Here is a 19832-nt window from a genome sequence, read left to right as displayed (position 1 = left end):
TGGGAAACGCGCGGGGTGGGGGCGGGGCGGTCACGCTGCCACCGGCCCGGCCACGCGTCATCCGGCAGGGGGTGCCATGCGCACCGGATGATGAAGAATCCGCCCTCCGCGCGCGGCCGGCACTCTATGGATGACAAAAAATCCAGCCCCGGAAAAACGCCGGGCCGCTTCTTGCACCCGGGTATTGCACGGGCGCATTACCAGTGCGTAGCGTCCTTTCCTGCCAGCCCTTCGAAAGGGCATACGGAAATTGGCGTGGCGCAGCGTTTCGTGCGATGAGCAGCGGCTGTGCTGAGAAAGTCGCCCCGGTGCGGAGTACAGCTCTTCAGGATCCCACATCCAGTGGAGGGAATGTCACGTGCGCAAATTCACCCGACGGGCCGCCGTGGCGGCCGTCGCCGCAACCGCTGCCCTCGGCTTCTCCGCCGCCTCCGCCTCCGCCACCTCGGCGGTCACCTGGACGGTGACCCCCGGCGGGGCGTTCTCGGCCGACGCGGCCAACCCCACCCTCTCCGTGCCCAACGCCGACCTGTTCTGCGACTCGTCGTCCGCCGCGGGCACCCTCAAGACCGGCTCCGGCAACGCGGGCGCCGGCCTCGGCAGCATCAACAACCTGACCTTCTCCGGCTGTTCCCTGGCGGGCATCAGCTTCAGCGTCGACGTCTCCAGCCCGCTGAGCATCAACGCCGAGTCCGTGGACCCGAACAACCCGAACCGGGTGATCGGCACGATCTCCGGCATCACCGCCAGCATCTCGGATGCGGACGGGCTGTGCACCGCCTCCTTCGCCGGGCCGGGCGGCGGCAACGCCACGGTGACCGGCTACTTCGACAACAGCACCCACCAGCTCGTCGTCAACGGCGGCAACCTGCAGGCCACCGAGGCCGACTGCCTCGGCCTGATCAACGCCGGTGACTCCGCCACCTTCAACGCCGCCTACGACACCGACCCGGCCCAGACGATCACCGCCGACTGACACCGGCCCGTCCGCGACCGACCCCCGCCGCACCCGCCCGCACCGGGCGGGTGCGGCGGACCCGCAACCTTCCGAGGAGCAGCGTGAGACCCAGCCTCCGAGCCCGCCGGCGCACCGCGCGGGGCGCCGCCGTGGGGGTGCTCGCGGTGGTGGCCGGGGTGCTGCCGGGCACGGGCTCGCAGGCCCGGGAGAACGCCGTGCGGGCCGACATCGCCTACACCTGCGCGTCCGGCGAGAGCACACGGCAGCTCGACGCCACGGTCTTTGCCCGGTTCCCCGCCCACGGCACGCCCGGCGAGCCGCTGCGCATCGAGGAGCTGCGCCTCGACGTCACTCTCACCCGGGAGGCGCTGGCCGGGCTGCTCCCCGAGGGCACCACGTCCCTCACCTCCCGTGCCGGGCTGACGGTACGGGTGGCCCAGGGCGGGACGGCCGCCGACGCCGCCTGGGACGACCTGGCGGCCGACGAGACGCAGATCCCGGCCACGGGCGGCCTCACCCTCGCCCACCGCGGCACGGCGCCCCCGGTGACCGTCGCCCACGAGGGGAAGGCGGCCTTCACGGCCGGGGCCCTCACCCTCGATCTGGCACCACGGCCCGCGTCCTCGGCGCCGCCCGGCCAGGACGGCCAGGCCGGCGGGCCCGCCGCGCAGCAGGCCCCCGTCCAGGTGAGCTGCCGGCCGTCGGACGGTGAGGAGGCCCTGCTGGCCACCGTGCCGGTCGGTGACCCGGACGGAGAGCCCGGCAGCCCGTCGGCCACACCCGGTTCCCCGGGCTCGCCCGCGCCCTCCGCGTCCGGCGGCGGTTCGGACGACGAGGAGGACGGGCCCCGGCAAAAGAAGTCCGTCATCGACGTCGGCGACGCCGAACTGCCGCCCGCCGAACCGTGCGAGACGGAACGGCCCACCGGCGAACTGGACCGCTCCAAGCTGCCGGCACCGCCCGAGGGCATCCCCGTCAAGGTGAACCCCACCGGCGGCGTCCACTGGTGCGCTGTCGCCGTGGGCGTCTCCAACGTGCGGAAGCTGGGCGGCGCGATGGTCGTCAACGACCCCCGCGACGGGGCCACCACCGTCAATCTGCTCACGCAGAAGGAGTGGGCGGTCGGCCCCGGCTACAACCAGACGCGGCACCTGGGGGAGATCGACCTGCCGGACTCCACGGCCACCTTCCTCGACTTCGACTTCATGCCCGTCACCGCGCGCATCAGCTTCGAGACGTCCCCCATGACCATCGTCGCCGTCCAGCGCGGTTCCGGTTCACCCAACTACACCACCGTCCACATGAACCTCTCGCTGCGCATGCACGACGTGAAGGTCAACGGGGAACCCCTCGACGTGGGGCCCGCGTGCCGCACCGAACGGCCCATCGCCGTCGAACTCAAGGGCAAGCAGCCCGAGTACGAGGTGCTCAAGGGCGGCGTCCTGCGGGCGCAGCTCGACATCCCGCCCTTCACCGGCTGCGGCACCGGCGGTGAGGACCTGGATCCGCTGTTCACCGCCAGCATCTCCGGCAAGGGCAACTACCTGAAGCTGGTGCAGAGCCAGCCCTGCAACATGCGGCCGAACCTGGGGTGCGCCGCCCCGCCCAAGGTGCCGGAGCTTCCCGAGTGAGCGGGCGCGAGGGGGAGGGGGCGCCGGCATGGGCATCGAGGTAGTCGTCGAGGGGCTGACCAAATCCTTCGGCCGCAAGAACATCTGGCAGGACATCACGCTCACCCTGCCGGCGGGAGAGGTCAGCGTCATGCTGGGGCCGTCCGGCACCGGCAAGACGGTGTTCCTCAAATCGCTGATCGGCCTGGTGAAACCGGAACGCGGCAGCGTGCTGGTGGACGGGGTCGACATGGTCCGCAGCCGCGAGCGCGACGTGTACGAGGCGCGCAAGAAGTTCGGGCTGATGTTCCAGGACGGTGCGCTCTTCGGCTCGATGAACCTCTTCGACAACATCGCCTTCCCGCTGCGCGAGCACACCCGCAAGAAGGAGTCCGAGATCCGCCGCATCGTCATGGAGCGGCTGGAGATGGTCGGGCTGGCCGGCGACGAGGACAAGCTGCCCGGGGAGATCTCCGGCGGTATGCGCAAACGCGCCGGCCTCGCCCGCGCCCTCGTCCTCGACCCCGAGATCATCCTGTGCGACGAGCCGGACTCCGGACTCGACCCGGTGCGCACGGCCTACACCTCGCAGCTGCTCATCGACCTGAACGCGCAGATCGACGCGACGATGCTGATCGTCACCCACAACCTCGACATCGCCGCGACCGTCCCCGACAACATGGGCATGCTCTTCCGCCGCCATCTGGTCACCTTCGGGCCGCGGGAGGTCCTGCTCACCAGCGACGAACCGGTCGTCGCCCAGTTCCTCAGCGGCAGCCGCAGCGGGCCGATCGGCATGTCCGAGGAGAAGGACGCCGCCACCCTCGCCCGTGAGGCCGACGACGGCGCCCCCGGACCGTTGCAGACCGTGCCCCGCGAAGTCGTCCCCCAACTGGAGCCCACCCCCGGGCTGCCCGAGCGGCAGGCGGTGCGGCGGCGCAGGGAGCGGGTGCTGGGCATGCTCGACCAGCTGCCGCCCGCGGCCCGCCGCGCCATCGAGGCCAGCCTGCCGCAGCACACGCCCCTGCCCCGGCGGGTCAGCACCACCCGGCGCCCGCCGGGCACCGGGCCCGAACCCGGCGTGCCGGCGGCCGGTGCGGAATCCCCGGCTCCCCGCCCGCCCCAGGAGCGGCCATGACCGCGACCGAGCAGCCGCCCCCGCCGCCGGACGGCAGACCGCCCGAGCCGTCCGGCCCGTCCCGTCCTGCCGCACCGCCCGCGAGCGGTGAGCCGCCCGCCGTCAGGACCCCCCTGCCCGGGCTCGGTTTCCTGCGGGAGCCGGGCAGACTCTTCGCCCTGTCGGTGACCGTGGTGCGGGCCACCTTCCGGCGGCCGTTCCAGGTGCGGGAGTTCATCGAGCAGTTCTGGTTCATCGCCAGCGTCACCATCCTGCCGGCCGCGCTCGTCTCGATCCCGTTCGGCGCCGTCATCGCCCTCCAGGTCGGATCGCTGGCCAGCCAGATCAGCGCCCAGTCGTTCACCGGTGCCGCCAGCGTCCTGGTCAACATCCAACAGGCCAGCCCGCTGATCGTCGCCCTGCTGATCTCCGGCGCCGCCGGTTCGGCCATCTGCGCCGATCTGGGCTCCCGCACCATCCGCGAGGAACTGGACGCCATGGAGGTCATGGGCGTCTCCCCGATCCAGCGGCTGGTGGTGCCCCGGGTGCTGGCCACCGTGTGCGTGGCCGTCCTGCTCAACGGCATGGTCTCGGTCGTCGGCACCCTGGGCGGCTACTTCTTCAACGTCGTCCTCCAGGACGGCACCCCCGGCGCCTACCTCGCCAGCTTCTCCGCGCTGGCGCAACTGCCCGACCTGTACATCAGCGAGATCAAAGCGGTCGTCTTCGGCTTCATCGCCGGCATCGTCGCCGCCTATCGCGGACTCAACCCGCGCGGCGGGCCCAAAGGCGTCGGCGACGCCGTCAACCAGTCCGTCGTCATCACCTTCCTGCTGCTCTTCTTCGTGAACATGGTCCTCACCGGGATCTACCTCCAGCTCGTCCCGCCGAAGGGGGCGTGAGCGATGGCCTTCCTCGCCCGCCTCTTCACCTGGCTGGACAAACCCGGCGACCAGCTCCTCTTCCATCTGCGGGCCCTGCTGTGGGTGCCCAAGGCGCTGCTGCGCTATCTGCGCGAGGTGCTGCGGCTGCTCGCCCAGGTGGCGTTCGGCAGCGGCGGGCTCGGCGTCATCGGCGGCACCGTCGGTGTGATGACGGCGATGACCCTGTTCACCGGCACCGTCGTCGGCCTCCAGGGGTACGCCGCGCTCAACCAGATCGGCACGGAGGCGTTCACCGGCTTCATCTCCGCCTACTTCAACACCCGCGAGATCGCGCCTTTGGTCGCCGGGCTCGCCCTGTCGGCCACCCTCGGTGCGGGCTTCACCGCCCAGTTGGGTGCCATGCGCATCAACGAGGAGATCGACGCCCTCGACAGCATGGGCATCCGCTCCATGCCCTATCTGGTCACCACCCGCATCATCGCGGGCGTCATCGGCATCCTCCCGCTGTACGGCATCGGGCTGCTCAGCTCCTATCTGTCGTCCCGGTTCATCACCGTCTTCTACAACGACCAGTCGGCCGGTACCTACGACCACTACTTCGGGCTGTTCCTGTCGCCCACCGACGTCCTGCTGTCCTTCCTGAAGGTCTTCATCTTCTCCGTCATGGTGATCCTCACCCACTGCTACTACGGTTACCGCGCCACCGGCGGGCCCGCGGGCGTCGGCATCGCCGTGGGCCGGTCCGTGCGGAACGCGATCGTGCTGATCAGCGTCACCGACTTCTTCCTCAGCCTCGCCCTGTGGGGCGCCACCACCACCGTGAAGGTGGCCGGATGAGCCCCGCGGTGCGCCGCAGGCTGGCCGGCGTGGTCTTCCTGCTCGTCCCGGCGCTGCTGATCTGGCTGGCCGTCGCCGTCTACGACAAGCAGTTCACCGACGACGCCGAGATCACCGTGCACACCTCGCAGGCGGGCAACGAGATGCACGTCAACGCGGATGTGAAACTGCGCGGTGTCGTCGTCGGCCAGGTGCGCGGCATCAGCTCCGACGGGCGGGGTGCCCGGCTGCGGGTGGCGCTCAAGCGGGACAAGCTGGCGGACATCCCCGCCGACGTCCGCGCCCAGATGCTGCCCACCACCGTCTTCGGGCAGCGCTACGTGGCCCTCGTACCGCCCCGGCACCCCTCGCCGCGGCCCCTGCGGGCGGGCGCCACCATCCCGCAGGACCGCAGCCGCAACGCCATCGAACTGGAGCAGGTACTGGACAACCTGCTGCCCACCCTCACCGCCGTGCAGCCGCAGAAACTGTCCGCCACCCTCACCGCCGTCGCCCGGGCGCTGGAGGGCAGGGGCGGCAAACTGGGGGACACCCTCGTCACGCTCGACTCCTACCTGGCGAAGCTCAACCCGCACCTGCCCGCCCTCAACCGCGACATCCGCGAACTCGTGCAGGTCAGCCATCTGTACGCGGACACCGCGCCCGACATCCTCGGCGCGCTGTCCGACTTCGCCACCACCAGCAGCACCCTCGTCGAGAAGGCCGGCGACCTGTCCACCGCCTACGGCGCGGCCACCGGCACCGCACGCGAGGTCACCACCTTCCTGCGGGAGAACCGGGGCAACATCATCCGGCTGGCGCACGCGAGCCGCCCCACGCTGCGCACCCTCGCCGCCCAGTCGGCGGCCTTCCCCTGCACCCTGCGCACCCTGGCCACCTTCGTGCCCGTCATGGACCAGGCGCTGGGCAAGGGCACCGACGAGCCCGGACTGCATGTGAACCTCAAGGTCGTACGCTCCCGCGGCAAGTACGTCGCCGGCAAGGACACCCCGGCCCCCTACACGGGCGGCGCCGGGCCCCGCTGCTACTCCGTCCCCTACCTCGGGCCCGCCGGCGGCACCCCGGCCGCGGACATCGGGAAGGCCGGCAGCGACCCCGCCCCCGAGGGCGCCACCATCGCCGACGCCCGGGGCGGCACCGGAATGCCCAACTCCCCCCAGGAGAACCGGCTGATCAACGAACTGCTGGCGCCGGACGGCGGACAGCTCCCCGGCTGGAGCAGCGTGCTGGTGGGGCCGGCGCTGCGCGGTACGGAGGTGAGACTCAAATGACGCGCACCTCACTGGCCGGACCCCTGGTCAAATCGCTGATCTTCGTCCTGGTGACCTCGCTGGCCACCGCGGTGCTCGCGGTCAGCATCTCCAACACCGGGGTCGGCGGCACCGACTCCTACCGGGCGCGGTTCTCCGACGTCACCGGCCTGGTCGAGGGCGACAGCGTACGGATCGCCGGGGTACGGGTCGGACAGGTGGAGGACATCCGGGTGGTGGACCGCCGTGTCGCCGAGGTGCGGTTCACCGTCGAGGAGGGCCGCACCCTGCCCGCCTCGGTGCACGCCTCCGTCAAATACCTCAACATGGTGGGCCAGCGCTATGTGGATCTGCGGCGCGGCAGCGGCCCGGTCGGGAAGTCCCTGCGTGCGGGCGGCACCATTCCGCTGCGGCGCACCACCCCCGCGCTCGACCTGACCCAGCTCTTCAACGGCTTCAAACCGCTGTTCGAGGGGCTCTCGCCGAAGGAGACCAACCAGCTCGCCGGGGAGATCGTCCAGGTGCTCCAGGGCGAGGGCGGCACCGTCACCTCGCTGGTCGGCCGCATCAGTTCGCTGACCAACACGCTGGCCCGCAAGGACCGGGTGATCGGCTCCCTCATCGGCAACCTCAACACGGTGCTGGAGACCGTCAACAGCCGCCAGGAGAACTTCAACGAACTGGTCACCAGTCTCAGCGATCTCGTGGCCGGATTCGCGAAGGACCGCAAACCCCTGGGAGAAGCCGTCGCGGCCATGGGCGGACTGACCACCACCACGGCGGGATTCCTGCGGGACGGCAGAGCACCGCTCAAACAGGACATCCGCGAACTGGGCCGGCTCTCCCGGCAACTGGACGAGGGAACCCCGCAGTTCGAGAAGTTCCTGCGGAACTCCCCGGAGAAGATGCGCACCCTCGGCCGTATCGCCTCCTACGGCTCCTGGTTCAACACCTACCTGTGCGAGGCCCGCGTCGGCGGGCTGCGCACCAGCGACGGCAGCGAGCCGCCCACCGGTATCGCCGTCACCGAGGAGAGGTGCCGGGCATGAGCGGAAAGCGGCGGCCGAGGATGCCGCGCCTCAAGCCGATGTCCGAGCGCAACCCCATCGCCGTCTGTCTGGTGGGCCTCGTCCTCCTGGCCCTGCTGGGCACCGCCGTCTACCGCGCCGACGACCTGCCGCTCATCGGCGGCGGCACCACCTACACCGCCGAGTTCACCGAAGCCGCCGGGCTGCGCTCCGGAAACGAGGTGCGGGTCGCCGGGGTGAAGGTGGGCGAGGTCTCCGACGTGGTGCTGGACGGTGCCAAGGTGAAGGTGTCCTTCGAGGTGAAGGACACCTGGGTCGGCAACGCCAGCCGGGCCGCCATCAGCATCCGCACCCTCCTCGGCGAGAAGTACCTGGCCCTCGACCCGCTCGGCAGCGGCCCCCAGGATCCGCACGAACACATTCCCACCAGCCGTACCACCTCGCCCTACGACGTGACCCAGGCGTTCACCGGCCTCGGCCGCACCTTCGAGGAGATCGACTCGGCGAAGCTCGCCGAGAGCTTCCGCGCCGTCTCCGACACCTTCGCCGACACCCCCGCCGAGGTGCGCGGCGCCGCCAGGGGCCTCTCCAAGCTGTCCCGCACCATCTCCTCCCGCGACACCGAACTGGCCGGGCTGCTGCGCGGCAGCAAGAAACTCACCCGCACCCTCAAGGGCCAGCGCGACGAGTTCACCACCCTGCTGACCGACGGCAATCTGCTGCTGGCCGAGGTGCGCGCCCGCCGGGGCGCCATCCACCAGCTGCTGACCGGCACCCGCGACCTGGGGCGCGAACTGACCGGGGTGGTGGACGACAACAACGCCCAGCTCGGCCCCACCCTGCGCGCCCTCGACCGGGTCACCGGCGTGCTGGCCAGGAACCGTGAGCGGCTGGACGCGGCCCTCGCCGTCGTCGGACCGTACTACCGCCTCATCGGCAACACCCTGGGCAACGGCCGCTGGTTCGACAGCTATCTGTGCGGTCTCGTCCCCAAGCGGTACCTGCCGCCCGGCACGCCGCCCGAGGACGACTGCCGCCCGCCGAGACCCGGAGGTGAAGGCCGATGAAGAGCACCGCGTCCCGCTCCCGCCGCCGGACCGTCGCCGTCACCGCCGCCCTCGCCCTGGTGGCCGGCGCCGCCGCCGGGGGAGCGAGCGTGCTGGACGGCTCCGACGGGATGCGCGTCACCGCCTGGTTCGACCGGGCCGTCGGCGTGTACGAGGGCTCGGACCTGCGCGTCCTGGGCGTACGGGTCGGCCGGGTGGAGGCGGTCGAACCGCACGGCAGGAAGGTGGAGGTCACCCTCCGCATCGACGACGGCGTCAAGGTCCCCGCGAACGCCCGGGCCGTCGTCATCGCCCCCAGCCTCGTCTCCGACCGCTACGTCCAGCTCACCCCCGCCTACACCGAGGGGCCCCGGCTGGCCGCCGACGCGGTCCTGCCCTCCGGCCGCAACTCGGTGCCGCTGGAGGTCGACCAGCTCTACGCCAGCATCACCGAACTCAGCGACGCGCTCGGGCCCGAGGGCGCCAACGCCGACGGAGCGCTCTCCGAACTCCTCGACGTGGGCGCCGCCAACCTCGACGGCAACGGCGCCGCCATCGGGGAGTCCGTCGAACAGTTCGGCAAGGCGGCCAAGACGCTCGACGGCAGCAGCAGCGACCTGTTCGCCACCGTCAGCTATCTGCGCTCCTTCACCAGCATGCTCAAACGCAACGACAGCCGCGTCCGCACCGCCGAGCGGCGGCTCGGCGACATCACCACCTTCCTCGCCGAGGACAAGGAGAGCCTGGCCGCGGCCCTTACCCAACTGGCCACCGCGCTGGGCAAGGTGAAGAAGTTCATCGCCGACAACCGCGGCGACCTCAAGAAGAACGTCGACAAACTCGCGCCGGTCACCCAGACCCTCGTGGAGCAGCGGGCCTCCCTCGCCGAGGCGCTGGACGCCGCACCGCTGGCCGCGGACAACGTCCTCAAGGCGTACAACCCCGGGCACGGCACCCTCGACAACCGCGCCAACATCAACGAGCTCAGCATGGGCGGACCCCTGCTGCCCGCCACCGGACCGGCCGCCTCCGGCACCGCCGGACTCGTACCCGTCGGGCCCCGCGCCCGCAAGACACTGCCCGCCGTCCCCCTGCCCCCGGCCGGCACGGTCTACGGCACTCCCGACGACGGACGCGCCGCGAAGAACGGCAAGGGAGACAAGGGGGCGGGCGGATGAGCGCACGACGCGGCGGACGCCGCAGCACGGCCGTACGCGTCGGCACCGGCGTGACGGCCGCCGCCCTCGCCGCCGGGCTCGCCGCCGCGCTGCTGGGCGGCGGCGTGGACCTGCCCCGCTTCGGCGGACTGGAGGACCTGCCGCTGCCCGGCGGCGCCGACCTGGGCGACCACCCCTACACGGTGACCGCCGAATTCCGCGACGTGCTCAGCCTCGTCCCGCAGTCCGCGGTCAAGGTGAACGACGTCACCGTCGGGAAGATCACCAAGATCGCGCTGGCCGGGAAGGGCTGGACGGCCAAGGTCACCATGCGGATCAACGGCGACGTGAAACTCCCGGCCAGCCCCTACGCCCGTATCGAACAGTCCAGCCTGCTCGGCGAGAAGTACGTCCAGATCCTCCCGCCGCCCGAAGGGGAGCCCGCCGGTCCGGCAGTACGCCCGGCCGCGCACACCTCCGGCGGCACCCGCGCCCACATCCCGCTCTCCCGCACCAACCGCAACCCCGAGGTCGAAGAAGTGCTCGGCGCCCTGTCCCTGCTGCTCAACGGCGGCGGCGTCAGCCAGCTCAAGACCATCACCGGCGAACTGAACAAGGCACTCGACGGCAACGAGGAAGAGGTGCGCTCGATGCTCCGCCGGGTCAACACCCTCGTCGGCAGTCTGGAGCGGCACAAGGGCGACATCACCCGCGCTCTGGACGGCGTCAACCGGCTGTCCGCCACCCTCGCGGCCCGCAAGAAGACCATCGGCACCGTCCTCACCGACGTCAGCCCCGGCCTGCGGACGCTGGAGGACCAGCGCGGCCAGCTGATGACGATGCTGCGCTCCCTCGACACCCTCTCCGGGGTCGCCGTCGACACCGTCAACCGCAGCAAGGACGACATCGTCGCCGACCTCAAGGCACTGGCCCCCACCCTGCGGCGCCTCGCCGACTCCGGCCAGGACCTGCCCGACTCCCTCCAGGTGCTGTTCACCTACCCGTTCACGGACGAGGTGCTGCGCGGCGTCAAGGGCGACTACCTCAACCTCTATCTGAAGGTGACGGCACCGCAAGGCACCACCCTGCGGCCTCCGCTGGAGGAGGAGCCCATCCCCACCGACCCGGGCGCCCCGGCCGCCGGCGGTACGGCCGCGCTGCCGCTGCCCGCCGTCACCACGGCACCGGACGCCGGAGGCGCGCACTGATGCTGACCCGTGGCACCGTCCTCAAGAACATCGCCTTCCTCGCCCTGGCCGTCCTCGTCCTCGGCGTCATCGGCGTCCGCTACGCCGACGTGGGCCGCTACGTCGGACTGCGCGACTACTACACCGTCCGCGTCGAACTCGCCCGCACCGGCGGCCTGTACGAGCACGCCAACGTCACCTACCGGGGCGTGTCCGTGGGCCGGGTGGGCACCATCGACCTGACCGACAGCGGCGTCGCGGCCGAACTGAAGATCAAGAAGTCGGCGCCGCGGATCCCCACCGACCTCGAAGCGGTCGTCGCCAACCTCTCCGCCGTCGGCGAGCAGTACCTCGACCTGCGGCCCGACACCGGTGACGGCCCCTATCTGGCGGAGGGCTCCGTCATCCGCCAGGCCCACACCCGGCTGCCCGCACCCCCCACCAAGGTGCTCGGCAGCATCGACAACCTCGTCTCCTCCGTCCCCCACCGCTCCCTGCGCACCGTCGTCGACGAACTCGGCACCGCCTTCGAAGGCCGCGGCGACGACCTGGAAGTGCTCCTGGACACCGGCAGCGGATTCCTGCGCGCCGCCGACGCCGCCGAACCCGAGACCGCCGGGCTCATCGTGGACGCCCAGACCGTGCTGCGCACCCAGCGCCAGGAGAGCGCCGCCCTGCGCGACTTCGCCCACGGCGCCGGGCAACTGCTTGAGCAGCTGAAGACGTCCGACCCCGACTTGCGGGCACTGATCGCCCGCACCCCCGGCGCCGCCACCCAGATCACCGGCCTGCTGCGCGACCTCGACCCCGGGCTCGGGGTGCTGCTCGCCAACCTCACCACCACCAGCGAACTGGCCCTCACCCGCGAGCGCGGCATCGAGGAACTGCTCGTCAAACTGCCGCGCGTGGCAGCCGCCGGTTCCACCGCCATCACCAAGAAGGGCGCCACCTTCGGCATGTCGCTCGCCTTCTTCGACCCGCTGCCCTGCACCGCGGGCTACCAGGGCACCCGCTACCGCAGCGGCCTGGAGACGGGGAAAGCCCCCGCCTTCAACGACCGCGCCCGCTGCACCTCGCCGTCCTCCAGCGGCAAGAACGTCCGCGGCTCTGCGCACGCCCCCACCGGCGGCCCGCTGCCCGCCCCCGCCCGCCCCGGCTCCCTCGCCGACGACGCGGCCGACCGCCTCTCCGCTCCCGCGGACGGCACCCACCGGCCCGACGGCATGGCCGGACTGCTCGGACTGCGGGAGGAGAGATGAGCACCGACGTGACAGAACCGGCCGACACCGGCCTTCCCCTGGGGGCCGGAACGAAGGAGGGCGGCCCTGCGGGGGCCGGCGGCTCGGGGGCCGGCGCTTCGGAGGGCGGCCCTGCGGAGGACGGCACTTCGGAGGGCGGCTCCCCGGAGGCCGGTGGCTCGAAGGAGGGCACCTTGAAGGCCGGCGCTTCGGAGCGCGGTGCCTCGAAAGGCAGCGCCGCGAAGGAGGGCGCCTTGCAGGACGGCACTCCGAAGGACGGCGGCGGAAAGAAGAGCAGCGCGGGCGGCAGCGCCCAAGGCCGTGCGGAGGGCGGCGCCCCGGCGGGCGGGGCGGGCCGGGGCGACGCCCGGGAGGCCGACGCTCCGGCGGGCGAGGACGGTCCGGACGCCGCCGCCGGCGGCGGGCCGCAGCCGACGCGCCGGGCCGTGTGGACGGCCGGACTGCTGGCGGCGGCCCTGCTGTTCTGCGCCTGCGCCGGCTGGCTGCACTGGCGCGCCCACACCGACGCGGACCTCGCCCACTCCCGCGCCCGCGATCAGGCCCTCGCCGCGGGCCGTACCCATCTGGCCACCCTCAACACCATCGACGCCGGGCACATCACCGCCGGGCTCCGCGACTGGCGCGCCGCCACCACCGGCCCGCTCCGCGACCAGTTGCGGCGCAGCGCCGCCAAGGACGCCGCAGCCCTCCGGGAGCGCGGCACCGACGCCCGCGCCCGCGTCACCGCCGCCGCCCTCACCGGCCTCGACACCCGTGCGGGCACCGCCACCCTGATCGCGACCGTACGGATCAGCACGACCACGCGGGCCGGCAGTCCGGCCACCGACCGCAAACGGATGAGAGCCGGTCTCGAACGCACTCCGGACGGCTGGAAGCTCACCTCGCTGGCCCCGGTTCCGGTGGGGGAGGGGAACTGATGGCACGACCGGCTGCCACCCGTCTGCTCTCGGCACTCGCCGCACTGGACGGCCGCCGCGCCCGCGGGTGCGCGGTGGCGGTGCTCGTGCTGGCACTCGTCGCCGGGGGCGGTCTCCTGTTCCGCGCGCAGCAGTTGACCGGCAGCCCCTCGGCCCGGAACGCAGCGCTGACGGACCACGCCGCCACCAGCAGGGTCTCCGGCGAGGTGGGCGACGCGCTCGCCCGTGTCTTCTCCTACACCCCCGAGGGGCTCGACGACACCGAGCAGGCGGCCCGTGAACTGCTCGCGGGCAAGGCCGCCCGGCAGTACGAGACGCTTTTTGCCCGGGTACGCCGGCAGGCGCGGGAGCAGAAGCTGACGCTGGCCACCCGCGTCGTCGAGACGGGTGTGACGCGGCTGCGCGGGGACCGCGCCGAACTGCTGGTCTTCCTCGACCAGACCACGACCCGCGCCGACCGCAAACCCACCAGCGCCGCCGCCCAGTTGTCGGTGACCGCCCGACGCCAGCACGGCGACTGGCGCATCGTCGCGCTCACCGCTCGGTGACCGGCAGTCGCGGGAGACGACCGCGGACTGCTCGTGGCCGGAAGGGCCGGGACCGGCACAGACCTGAGAGACCCGAAGGACCGGAAGAGAGGCAAGAGGTGGCACCAACAGCGGGTGAGGAGCGCGCGCGGGCCGGCCGGTTCGCGGCCGGCGGGCCGGTACGGGCCGTGGCCGTGATGCTGACGCTCGCGGCGTTGTGCTGTGCCGTCTGGGCGGGCTTCACGTGGTACGCCGCCGCGCACGACGACACGCTCGCCTACGCGGCGACCCGGGACGAGGTGCGCGAGGCGGGGGAGCAGGCGGTGCAGAACCTCAACACCCTCGACCACCGCCGGCTGGAGGCCGACCTCGACTCCTGGGAGGACTCGACCACGGGCGAGCTGCGCGCCCAGCTGAAGAAGGGCCGCAAGCAGTTCGCGCAGCAGATACGCGCCGCCAGGACGGTCAGCTCGGCACGCATCCTCTCCAGCGCCGTCGCCGAGCTGGACGAACGGGCGGGCCGGGCCGGGGTGCTCGTCGCGGTCCGCACCACCGTCGAGGCGCCCAAGGAGAAACCCGCGACCAAGCAGACCCGGATGCGCGCAGAACTCACCCGCACGAGCCACGGCTGGAAGCTCAGCGCCCTCGCCCAGGTGCCGGTCGGCTACACCGCCGACACCCCGGACGAGCGCGACTGACCCAACGAGGAGCAGCCATGTCCACCACCCGCCACCTCGTCAACCGCCGGCGCCGCCTCGCCGCCCAGCCGCGCCCCGCGCCCCGTGGCCCCGCCGCCGACCGGGCAGGGGAGGAGATCCAGGACGTGCAGGGGGCACGGGAGGCCGAGGTCCAGGACGCCGTCCCGCCCCGGAGGGCTGCCCGGCCCCGCCCGGCGGGCGCCCGCCCCAGGGCCCGTACCGGCGGGAAGCGGATCGCCGCATCCGGCGCCCCGCCCCGCGACTCCGCCGAGGGCCCGGCCGGCAGCACAGCCCGCCGCCTGCCGGCCCCGCTGGCCCGCCTGCTGCGGGGGACGGGCGCCGGGCACCGCCTGCTGCTGTGCTGTGCCGTGCTCACCCTGGTGCTGGGCGGGTTCGCGGGGTGGGCGGCAGCCGAGGCGGGGGCGCTGCGGGACGCGTCCTCCGCCCGTAACACCGCACTCGCCGACGCGGGCCGCACCAGCGAGGTCAAGGGCGAGGTCACCAGCGCGGTCAACGCCCTCTTCTCCTACGACCACGCCGCTCCGGGCAGGACCGAGCGCGCGGCGAAGCGGCTGCTCACCGGGCGCGCCGTCGCCCAGCACCGGGAGCTGCTCGCCCCCGTCCGGCGGCAGAGCGGTGAACAGCGGATCGTGCTGACGACGACCGTCACGGACAGCGCCGTCACCGCGCTGGAGGGCGACCGCGCCCGGGTGCTCCTCTTCGCCGACCAGCACAGTGCCCGTACCGCAGGGGGCAAGGCCGGGGCGAAGGGCGCGGAGCGCAAGAAGGGGAAGAAGGGAAAGGCGGAGAAGGACGACGGTGCCACGTACGCGGGGGCCATGCTGGCGGTCAACGCGGTGCACCAGGACGGCCGCTGGAAGATCGCGGCGATCGACACTCTCGGCTGACCGTCGGCGCAAGAGCCGCCCGCGGACCCCCCACAGGCCGCGGGCGGCAGCCCAGCGGTGGCGTTCGGCCCGCACGTCGCAGACGTCCGGGCAGCCGACTCCAGAGTGCCCCCGTTCGCCTCCGGCCAGCAGGGGCCGAACGGCCCCTCTCGGCACCGGCCCCCTGCGCGCGGGCCCGAAGGCGCGGGCAGGGGGCCGGTGGCGGTCAGTGCGGGTGCGGTCCGTCGTGGTGGACGGGACCGTGTGGGGCCGGGCAGTGCGCGGTGGTGAGCGTCAGGGCGTGCGCGCCCGCGGGGAGCCGGTCCGCGTGGTCTATCTGGAGCGTGGTGTGGGTCAGGCCGTACCTGTCGGCGAGCAGCCGGTCCAGGTTCCGGCGCACGCGGTGGCAGTCGCCGCCCGGCTCCACCAGGACGTGTGCGGAGAGCGCCGGCTGGCCCGAGGTGATCGTCCACACGTGCAGGTCGTGCACCTCGGTCACCGCGTCGGCCGCTGCCAGCGCGTCCCCGATCTCGTCCGGGTCGAGGCCGACGGGCGCCGCCTCCAGGAAGATCCGGCCCGACTCGCGCAGCAGCCCGTAGCCGGCCTTGAGCATCAGCGCGACCACCAGCAGTGTGGCGATGGCGTCGGCCTGCGAGAAGCCGGTGATCAGTACGACGAGACCGGCGACGGCGGTGCCGATGAAGGCGAACAGGTCGTTGAGGATGTGCTGGTAGGCGCCCTCGACGTTGAGCGAGGAGCGGTTGGCGCGGGAGAGGAACCAGGTAGCCAGGAGGTTCACCACGATGCCGGTCACCGCGGTGGCGACCACCATCCAGCCGGTCACCTCGGGCGGGTCCAGCAGCCTGCGTACCGCCTCGTAGCCGAGCCACAGCGCGGCCAGTATCAGGGTGAGGCCGTTGGCGTGCGCGGAGAGAATCTCGGCGCGTTTGAGACCGAAGGTGTAGCCGCCGCGGGCGGGCCGTGCGGACAGCCGCATCGCCACCAGTGCCAGGACGATCGACACCGCGTCGGTGAGCATGTGCGCGGCGTCCGAGAGCAGTGCGAGCGAGCCGGCCACCACCGCGATGGACGCCTCGACGGCGATGAACGCCGTGATCAGCGCGAGTGCCAGCGTCAGCCAGCGCCGGTCCGCGTCCGCCGACACCCCGTGGCTGTGCCCGGCGTGCCCGTGGCCGTGCTCATGGCCGTGGCCGTGCCCCTGGGCCGGCTGTCCGTGTTCCTGCGTCGCGCCCACCAGTCCGTCCTCCCCTTCGGTGAGCCGCCCGTGGCGGCCCCTTCGGCGAGCCGCCTGTGCGGCTTCGGCTGCATGCAGTGAAACCCACAGCGCCAAAAGGTGCAAAGGTTGCATCGGTGACCGTTGTCAATACCGATAACACCGCTCTGACCTGCGGTTTCTTCATGATTCCCGTTGTCGCCCGAGGGGCCGGAGCAAACCGTCCGCCGTCTTGTCCGGCGTTGGCGCGGCTGAGCCGGGGCGGATCTGAGAGGCTGACGGAAAGCCAGTGATCGACATGAGCGACATGAGCGGTGTGAGTGGCATGAACCCTGCATCCCCGACGGGCGGCGCCGGCGACAGGTCCGGCACGGAGGCGGACAGCGCCGGACGTGCGGACGACCCCCGACGTACGGATGACACCGGCCGTGCGGAGGAGGACGGCTGTGCGGACGACGCCGGACGGGCCGCCCGGATCGCGGCCGTCGAGGCGGCACTGGCCGAACTGAACCTGCCCGGCACCGCGGACCTGCTCGGCGGCACCGACATGTGGTCGGTCGGCCCGGCGGGCCGGTGCGGCAGACTCGTCTTCTCCGACGGCCCCGCCGGGGTCCGCGGCGAGGACTGGACCCCCGAGGACCCGAGCCTCGCCCTCCCCTCACCCACCGCCATCGGCGCCACCTGGGACATCGCGGCGGCCCACCGCGCCGGGCTGCTCCTCGCCCAGGAAGCCCGCCGCAAGGGCGCCCACGTGGTCCTGGCCCCCACCGTCAATCTGCACCGCACCCCCTACGGCGGACGCCACTTCGAGGCGTACTCGGAGGACCCCGAGCTGACGGGCGTGCTCGGCGCCGCCCTGGTGGCCGGCCTCCAGGAGGGCGGGGTGGGCGCCACGCCCAAGCACTACGTCGCCAACGACGCGGAGACCGACCGCTACACCGTCGATGTCCGCGTGGACGGCCGCACCCTGCGCGAGCTGTACCTGGCGCCGTTCGAACGCATCGTGCGCACCGCCCGCCCCTGGGCGCTGATGGCCGCCTACAACAGCGTCAACGGCGTCACCATGAGCGAGCACGACGTGCTCAACAACGACGTGCTGCGCACCGAGTGGGGCTTCGACGGCGTCCTGGTCTCCGACTGGACAGGCGCGCGCTCCACCGTCGGCTGCGCCCGCGGGGGCCTCGATCTGGCCATGCCCGGCCCGCACACGGTCTACGGCGAACACCTGGTCGCCGCCGTCCGCGAAGGCAAGGTGGCGCCGGAGACGGTCGAGACCTTCGCCCGGCGTGTGCTGCTGCTGGCAGCCCGTGTCGGCGTCCTGGAGGGCGCGCCCCGCGCCGTCCCCGCGTCCGGGCTGCCCACGCCCCTGGACGGCAGGGCGGCCGTCCGTGACCTGGCCGCCCGCTCCTTCGTGCTGCTGCGCAACGAGAACGACGCGCTGCCGCTGGAACCCGCGCGGGAAGCGCCCGCGCAGACCCCGCCCCCCTCCGGACCGGCCGCGCGGCCGGTGCGCCGGATCGCGGTGTCCGGCCTGCACGCCTCCGCGCTCCGGTTCGGCGGCGGAGGCAGCGCCCAGGTGTTCCCCGAGCGGGTCGATGCCCCGCTGGACGCGCTCCGCGATGCCCTGCCCGCGGATGCGGAGCTGTCGTACGAGCCCGGGCCCGATCCGCGCTCCCGGCTGGCCGCCGCCACCCCCGCCGACGGCTTCCGCCTGGAGGCGGTCCTGCACGGCCTCGACGACGCCGAACTGGTCCGCACCCACCAGCGCGACGGCAGCGTGCGCTGGATGGGCAGCCTGCCCGGCGGCGCGTCCTTCGCCGATCTGGGGCGCGTGGAACTGGTCGGCACCTTCACCCCGGTACGCGGCGGCACCCACCGGCTGGCGGTGCGCGGCGTCGGACACTTCCGGCTGGAGGCCGGAGGGCGGGTGCTGTACGACGCGGAACTCCAGCCCGACAGCGAGGACCCCGCCGCGGCCTTCCTCAACCCGCCCCAGAGAGTGTTCCTCCTCGACGCGGAAGAGGGCGCGGAGATGCCCGTCCGTCTCCTGCACTCGGTCTCCTCGCCCGGCGTCGGCGGACTGTTCGGGCTGGTCTCCTTCGAGCTGGGGTACGGCGCACCGGCGGTGCCCGACGACGAACTGATCGAGCGTGCCGGCCGCGCCGCCGCCGAAGCGGACGCCGCCGTCGTCTTCGTCGGCACCACCGACGAGTCGGAGAGCGAGGGCGTGGACCGGGAGACCCTTGCCCTGCCGGGCCGCCAGGACGATCTGGTCGTCCGCGTCGCCCGGGCCAACCCCCGCACGGTCGTGGTCGTCAATGCCGGCGCCCCCGTGCTGATGCCCTGGCGGCAGGACGTGGCCGCCGTCCTGCTGTGCTGGTTCCCCGGGGAGGCGGGCGGTGCCGCGCTCGCCGACGTGCTGCTCGGCACCGCCGAGCCCGGCGGCCGGCTGCCCACGACCTGGCCCGGAGCGGAGGACGACCTGCCCGTGCGCCAGGTCGTCCCCGACAGCGACGGCCAGCTCCCCTACACGGAGGGCCCCCTCATCGGCTACCGGGCCTGGTGCCGTCACACCGACGCCCCGCCCGCCTACTGGTTCGGCCACGGCCTCGGATACACCACGTGGCTGTACGAGACGCTGCACGTCACCGTGTGCGAGCCCGGCACCCGTCGTGACGGGGACCCCTACGCCCCTGTCGCCGAGGTCACCGTCCGGGTGCGCAACAGCGGCAGTCGCCACGGCCGTGAGGTGGTCCAGCTCTATCTGGGACCCGAGGGGCCGGACCGCCGACTGGCCGCCTTCGCCGTCGTGGAAGCCGCCGCGGGCTCCTCCGCGCAAGCCCGGCTGACGGTGCCGCTGCGCGCGGTCCAGTCCTGGGACGACACGATGCTGACCTGGCGTACGCACCCTGGCCCCCACCTCTTCGCCGCGGGCCGCAGCGCCGCCGACATCCGCCTCACGGCCGAGCTGTCCCTGCCCGTTGAGGGCTGAAGACTGGTGGCAGGGGGTGTGGGGCCGGTGTCCTGTGGGTGAGGGCGCGGGGTGCGGGATGTGAGGGCGCCCATAGGGGACAGGTCACATACGACCTCGTGTCGTATGTCCGGTATGCCGGGATCGGGGGTGGGGGTGGGGCGGCTTCCCGTATCGGGCATATCGGACTATGCGGGGTCGTAGGTCACATGTTTGCGGGGGTGGGGAGCCGGTTCCCAGGGTGGGTGCCAGGTCGCGAGGAGAC

At 72.7% G+C, this 19832-nt stretch carries 16 protein-coding genes and 1 pseudogene; 15 read left to right on the top strand and 2 right to left on the bottom strand.

The genetic code is table 11. The annotated features are described in order from the left end of the window. The first annotated feature begins 358 nt into the window (after positions 1-358). The 11 genes from IO40_RS0126560 (at position 359) to IO40_RS0126510 (ending at position 12333) form a co-directional block, all read left to right on the top strand. Positions 359-976, top strand: a complete 618-nt coding sequence (locus IO40_RS0126560; RefSeq protein ID WP_016470992.1) for a hypothetical protein — start codon at positions 359-361, stop codon at positions 974-976. 83 nt (positions 977-1059) lie between these two features. Beyond that, positions 1060-2589, top strand: a complete 1530-nt coding sequence (locus tag IO40_RS0126555) for a DUF6801 domain-containing protein (RefSeq protein WP_031176273.1) — start codon at positions 1060-1062, stop codon at positions 2587-2589. Between the two features lie 28 nt (positions 2590-2617). After that, a complete protein-coding gene (locus tag IO40_RS0126550) occupies positions 2618-3706 on the top strand; it encodes an ABC transporter ATP-binding protein (RefSeq protein ID WP_031176272.1) in 1089 nt (362 codons plus the stop codon). Next, positions 3703-4587, top strand: a complete 885-nt coding sequence (locus tag IO40_RS0126545; protein ID WP_016470995.1) for an MlaE family ABC transporter permease — start codon at positions 3703-3705, stop codon at positions 4585-4587. The genes IO40_RS0126550 and IO40_RS0126545 overlap by 4 nt, the downstream gene beginning before the upstream one ends. A 3-nt stretch (positions 4588-4590) precedes the next feature. After that, the gene (locus IO40_RS0126540; RefSeq protein ID WP_016470996.1) at positions 4591-5406 is read left to right on the top strand and encodes an MlaE family ABC transporter permease; all 816 of its coding nucleotides are present in this window, start codon (positions 4591-4593) and stop codon (positions 5404-5406) included. Beyond that, complete coding sequence (locus IO40_RS0126535; RefSeq protein ID WP_031176271.1) at positions 5403-6677, top strand: MCE family protein; 1275 nt, start codon at positions 5403-5405, stop codon at positions 6675-6677. The genes IO40_RS0126540 and IO40_RS0126535 overlap by 4 nt, the downstream gene beginning before the upstream one ends. Beyond that, positions 6674-7705, top strand: coding sequence for an MCE family protein (locus IO40_RS0126530; protein WP_031176270.1), 1032 nt, complete (start codon positions 6674-6676; stop codon positions 7703-7705). Before IO40_RS0126535 ends, IO40_RS0126530 begins: the two co-directional genes overlap by 4 nt. Continuing rightward, positions 7702-8751, top strand: a complete 1050-nt coding sequence (locus tag IO40_RS0126525) for an MCE family protein (RefSeq protein ID WP_030406097.1) — start codon at positions 7702-7704, stop codon at positions 8749-8751. The genes IO40_RS0126530 and IO40_RS0126525 overlap by 4 nt, the downstream gene beginning before the upstream one ends. Beyond that, positions 8748-9908 (top strand): MCE family protein, encoded by a 1161-nt coding sequence (locus tag IO40_RS0126520; protein ID WP_031176269.1) that lies wholly within the window; start codon positions 8748-8750, stop codon positions 9906-9908. The genes IO40_RS0126525 and IO40_RS0126520 overlap by 4 nt, the downstream gene beginning before the upstream one ends. After that, on the top strand, positions 9905-11095 hold the full coding sequence (locus IO40_RS0126515) for an MCE family protein (RefSeq protein WP_030406099.1): 1191 nt from the start codon (positions 9905-9907) through the stop codon (positions 11093-11095). Before IO40_RS0126520 ends, IO40_RS0126515 begins: the two co-directional genes overlap by 4 nt. Continuing rightward, positions 11095-12333: an MlaD family protein gene (locus tag IO40_RS0126510; RefSeq protein WP_031176268.1), complete on the top strand. Its 1239-nt coding sequence runs from the start codon at positions 11095-11097 to the stop codon at positions 12331-12333. Before IO40_RS0126515 ends, IO40_RS0126510 begins: the two co-directional genes overlap by 1 nt. A gap of 212 nt (positions 12334-12545) precedes the next feature. On the opposite strand, the pseudogene IO40_RS39920 reads toward IO40_RS0126510, so the two are convergent. Continuing rightward, positions 12546-12896: pseudogene (locus IO40_RS39920) on the bottom strand (hypothetical protein); the annotation flags it as partial. A gap of 353 nt (positions 12897-13249) precedes the next feature. Between IO40_RS39920 and IO40_RS0126500 the strand changes: the two are divergent. The 3 genes from IO40_RS0126500 (at position 13250) to IO40_RS34120 (ending at position 15383) form a co-directional block, all read left to right on the top strand. Next, positions 13250-13798: a hypothetical protein gene (locus tag IO40_RS0126500; protein ID WP_031176266.1), complete on the top strand. Its 549-nt coding sequence runs from the start codon at positions 13250-13252 to the stop codon at positions 13796-13798. 176 nt (positions 13799-13974) lie between these two features. Next, the gene (locus IO40_RS0126495; RefSeq protein WP_030406103.1) at positions 13975-14475 is read left to right on the top strand and encodes a hypothetical protein; all 501 of its coding nucleotides are present in this window, start codon (positions 13975-13977) and stop codon (positions 14473-14475) included. Positions 14476-14492: 17 nt separating this feature from the next. After that, on the top strand, positions 14493-15383 hold the full coding sequence (locus tag IO40_RS34120; protein ID WP_030406104.1) for a hypothetical protein: 891 nt from the start codon (positions 14493-14495) through the stop codon (positions 15381-15383). 205 nt (positions 15384-15588) lie between these two features. Here IO40_RS34120 and IO40_RS0126485 read toward each other — a convergent pair whose 3' ends face one another. Then, positions 15589-16617 carry a cation diffusion facilitator family transporter gene (locus IO40_RS0126485; RefSeq protein ID WP_016471007.1) on the bottom strand — a complete coding sequence of 343 codons (1029 nt, stop codon included), beginning with the start codon at positions 16615-16617 and terminating at the stop codon, positions 15589-15591. 304 nt (positions 16618-16921) lie between these two features. On the opposite strand from IO40_RS0126485, the gene IO40_RS0126480 reads away from it, so the two are divergent. After that, a complete protein-coding gene (locus IO40_RS0126480) occupies positions 16922-19588 on the top strand; it encodes a glycoside hydrolase family 3 protein (protein WP_234336616.1) in 2667 nt (888 codons plus the stop codon). Positions 19589-19832 lie beyond the last annotated feature (244 nt).

The organism is Streptomyces albus subsp. albus (assembly GCF_000725885.1).
In the GTDB taxonomy this organism is placed as follows: Bacteria; Actinomycetota; Actinomycetes; order Streptomycetales; family Streptomycetaceae; genus Streptomyces; species Streptomyces albus.
Note: the sequence above shows the minus strand (reverse complement) of the source record. Positions and strands in the feature narration are given on the sequence as shown.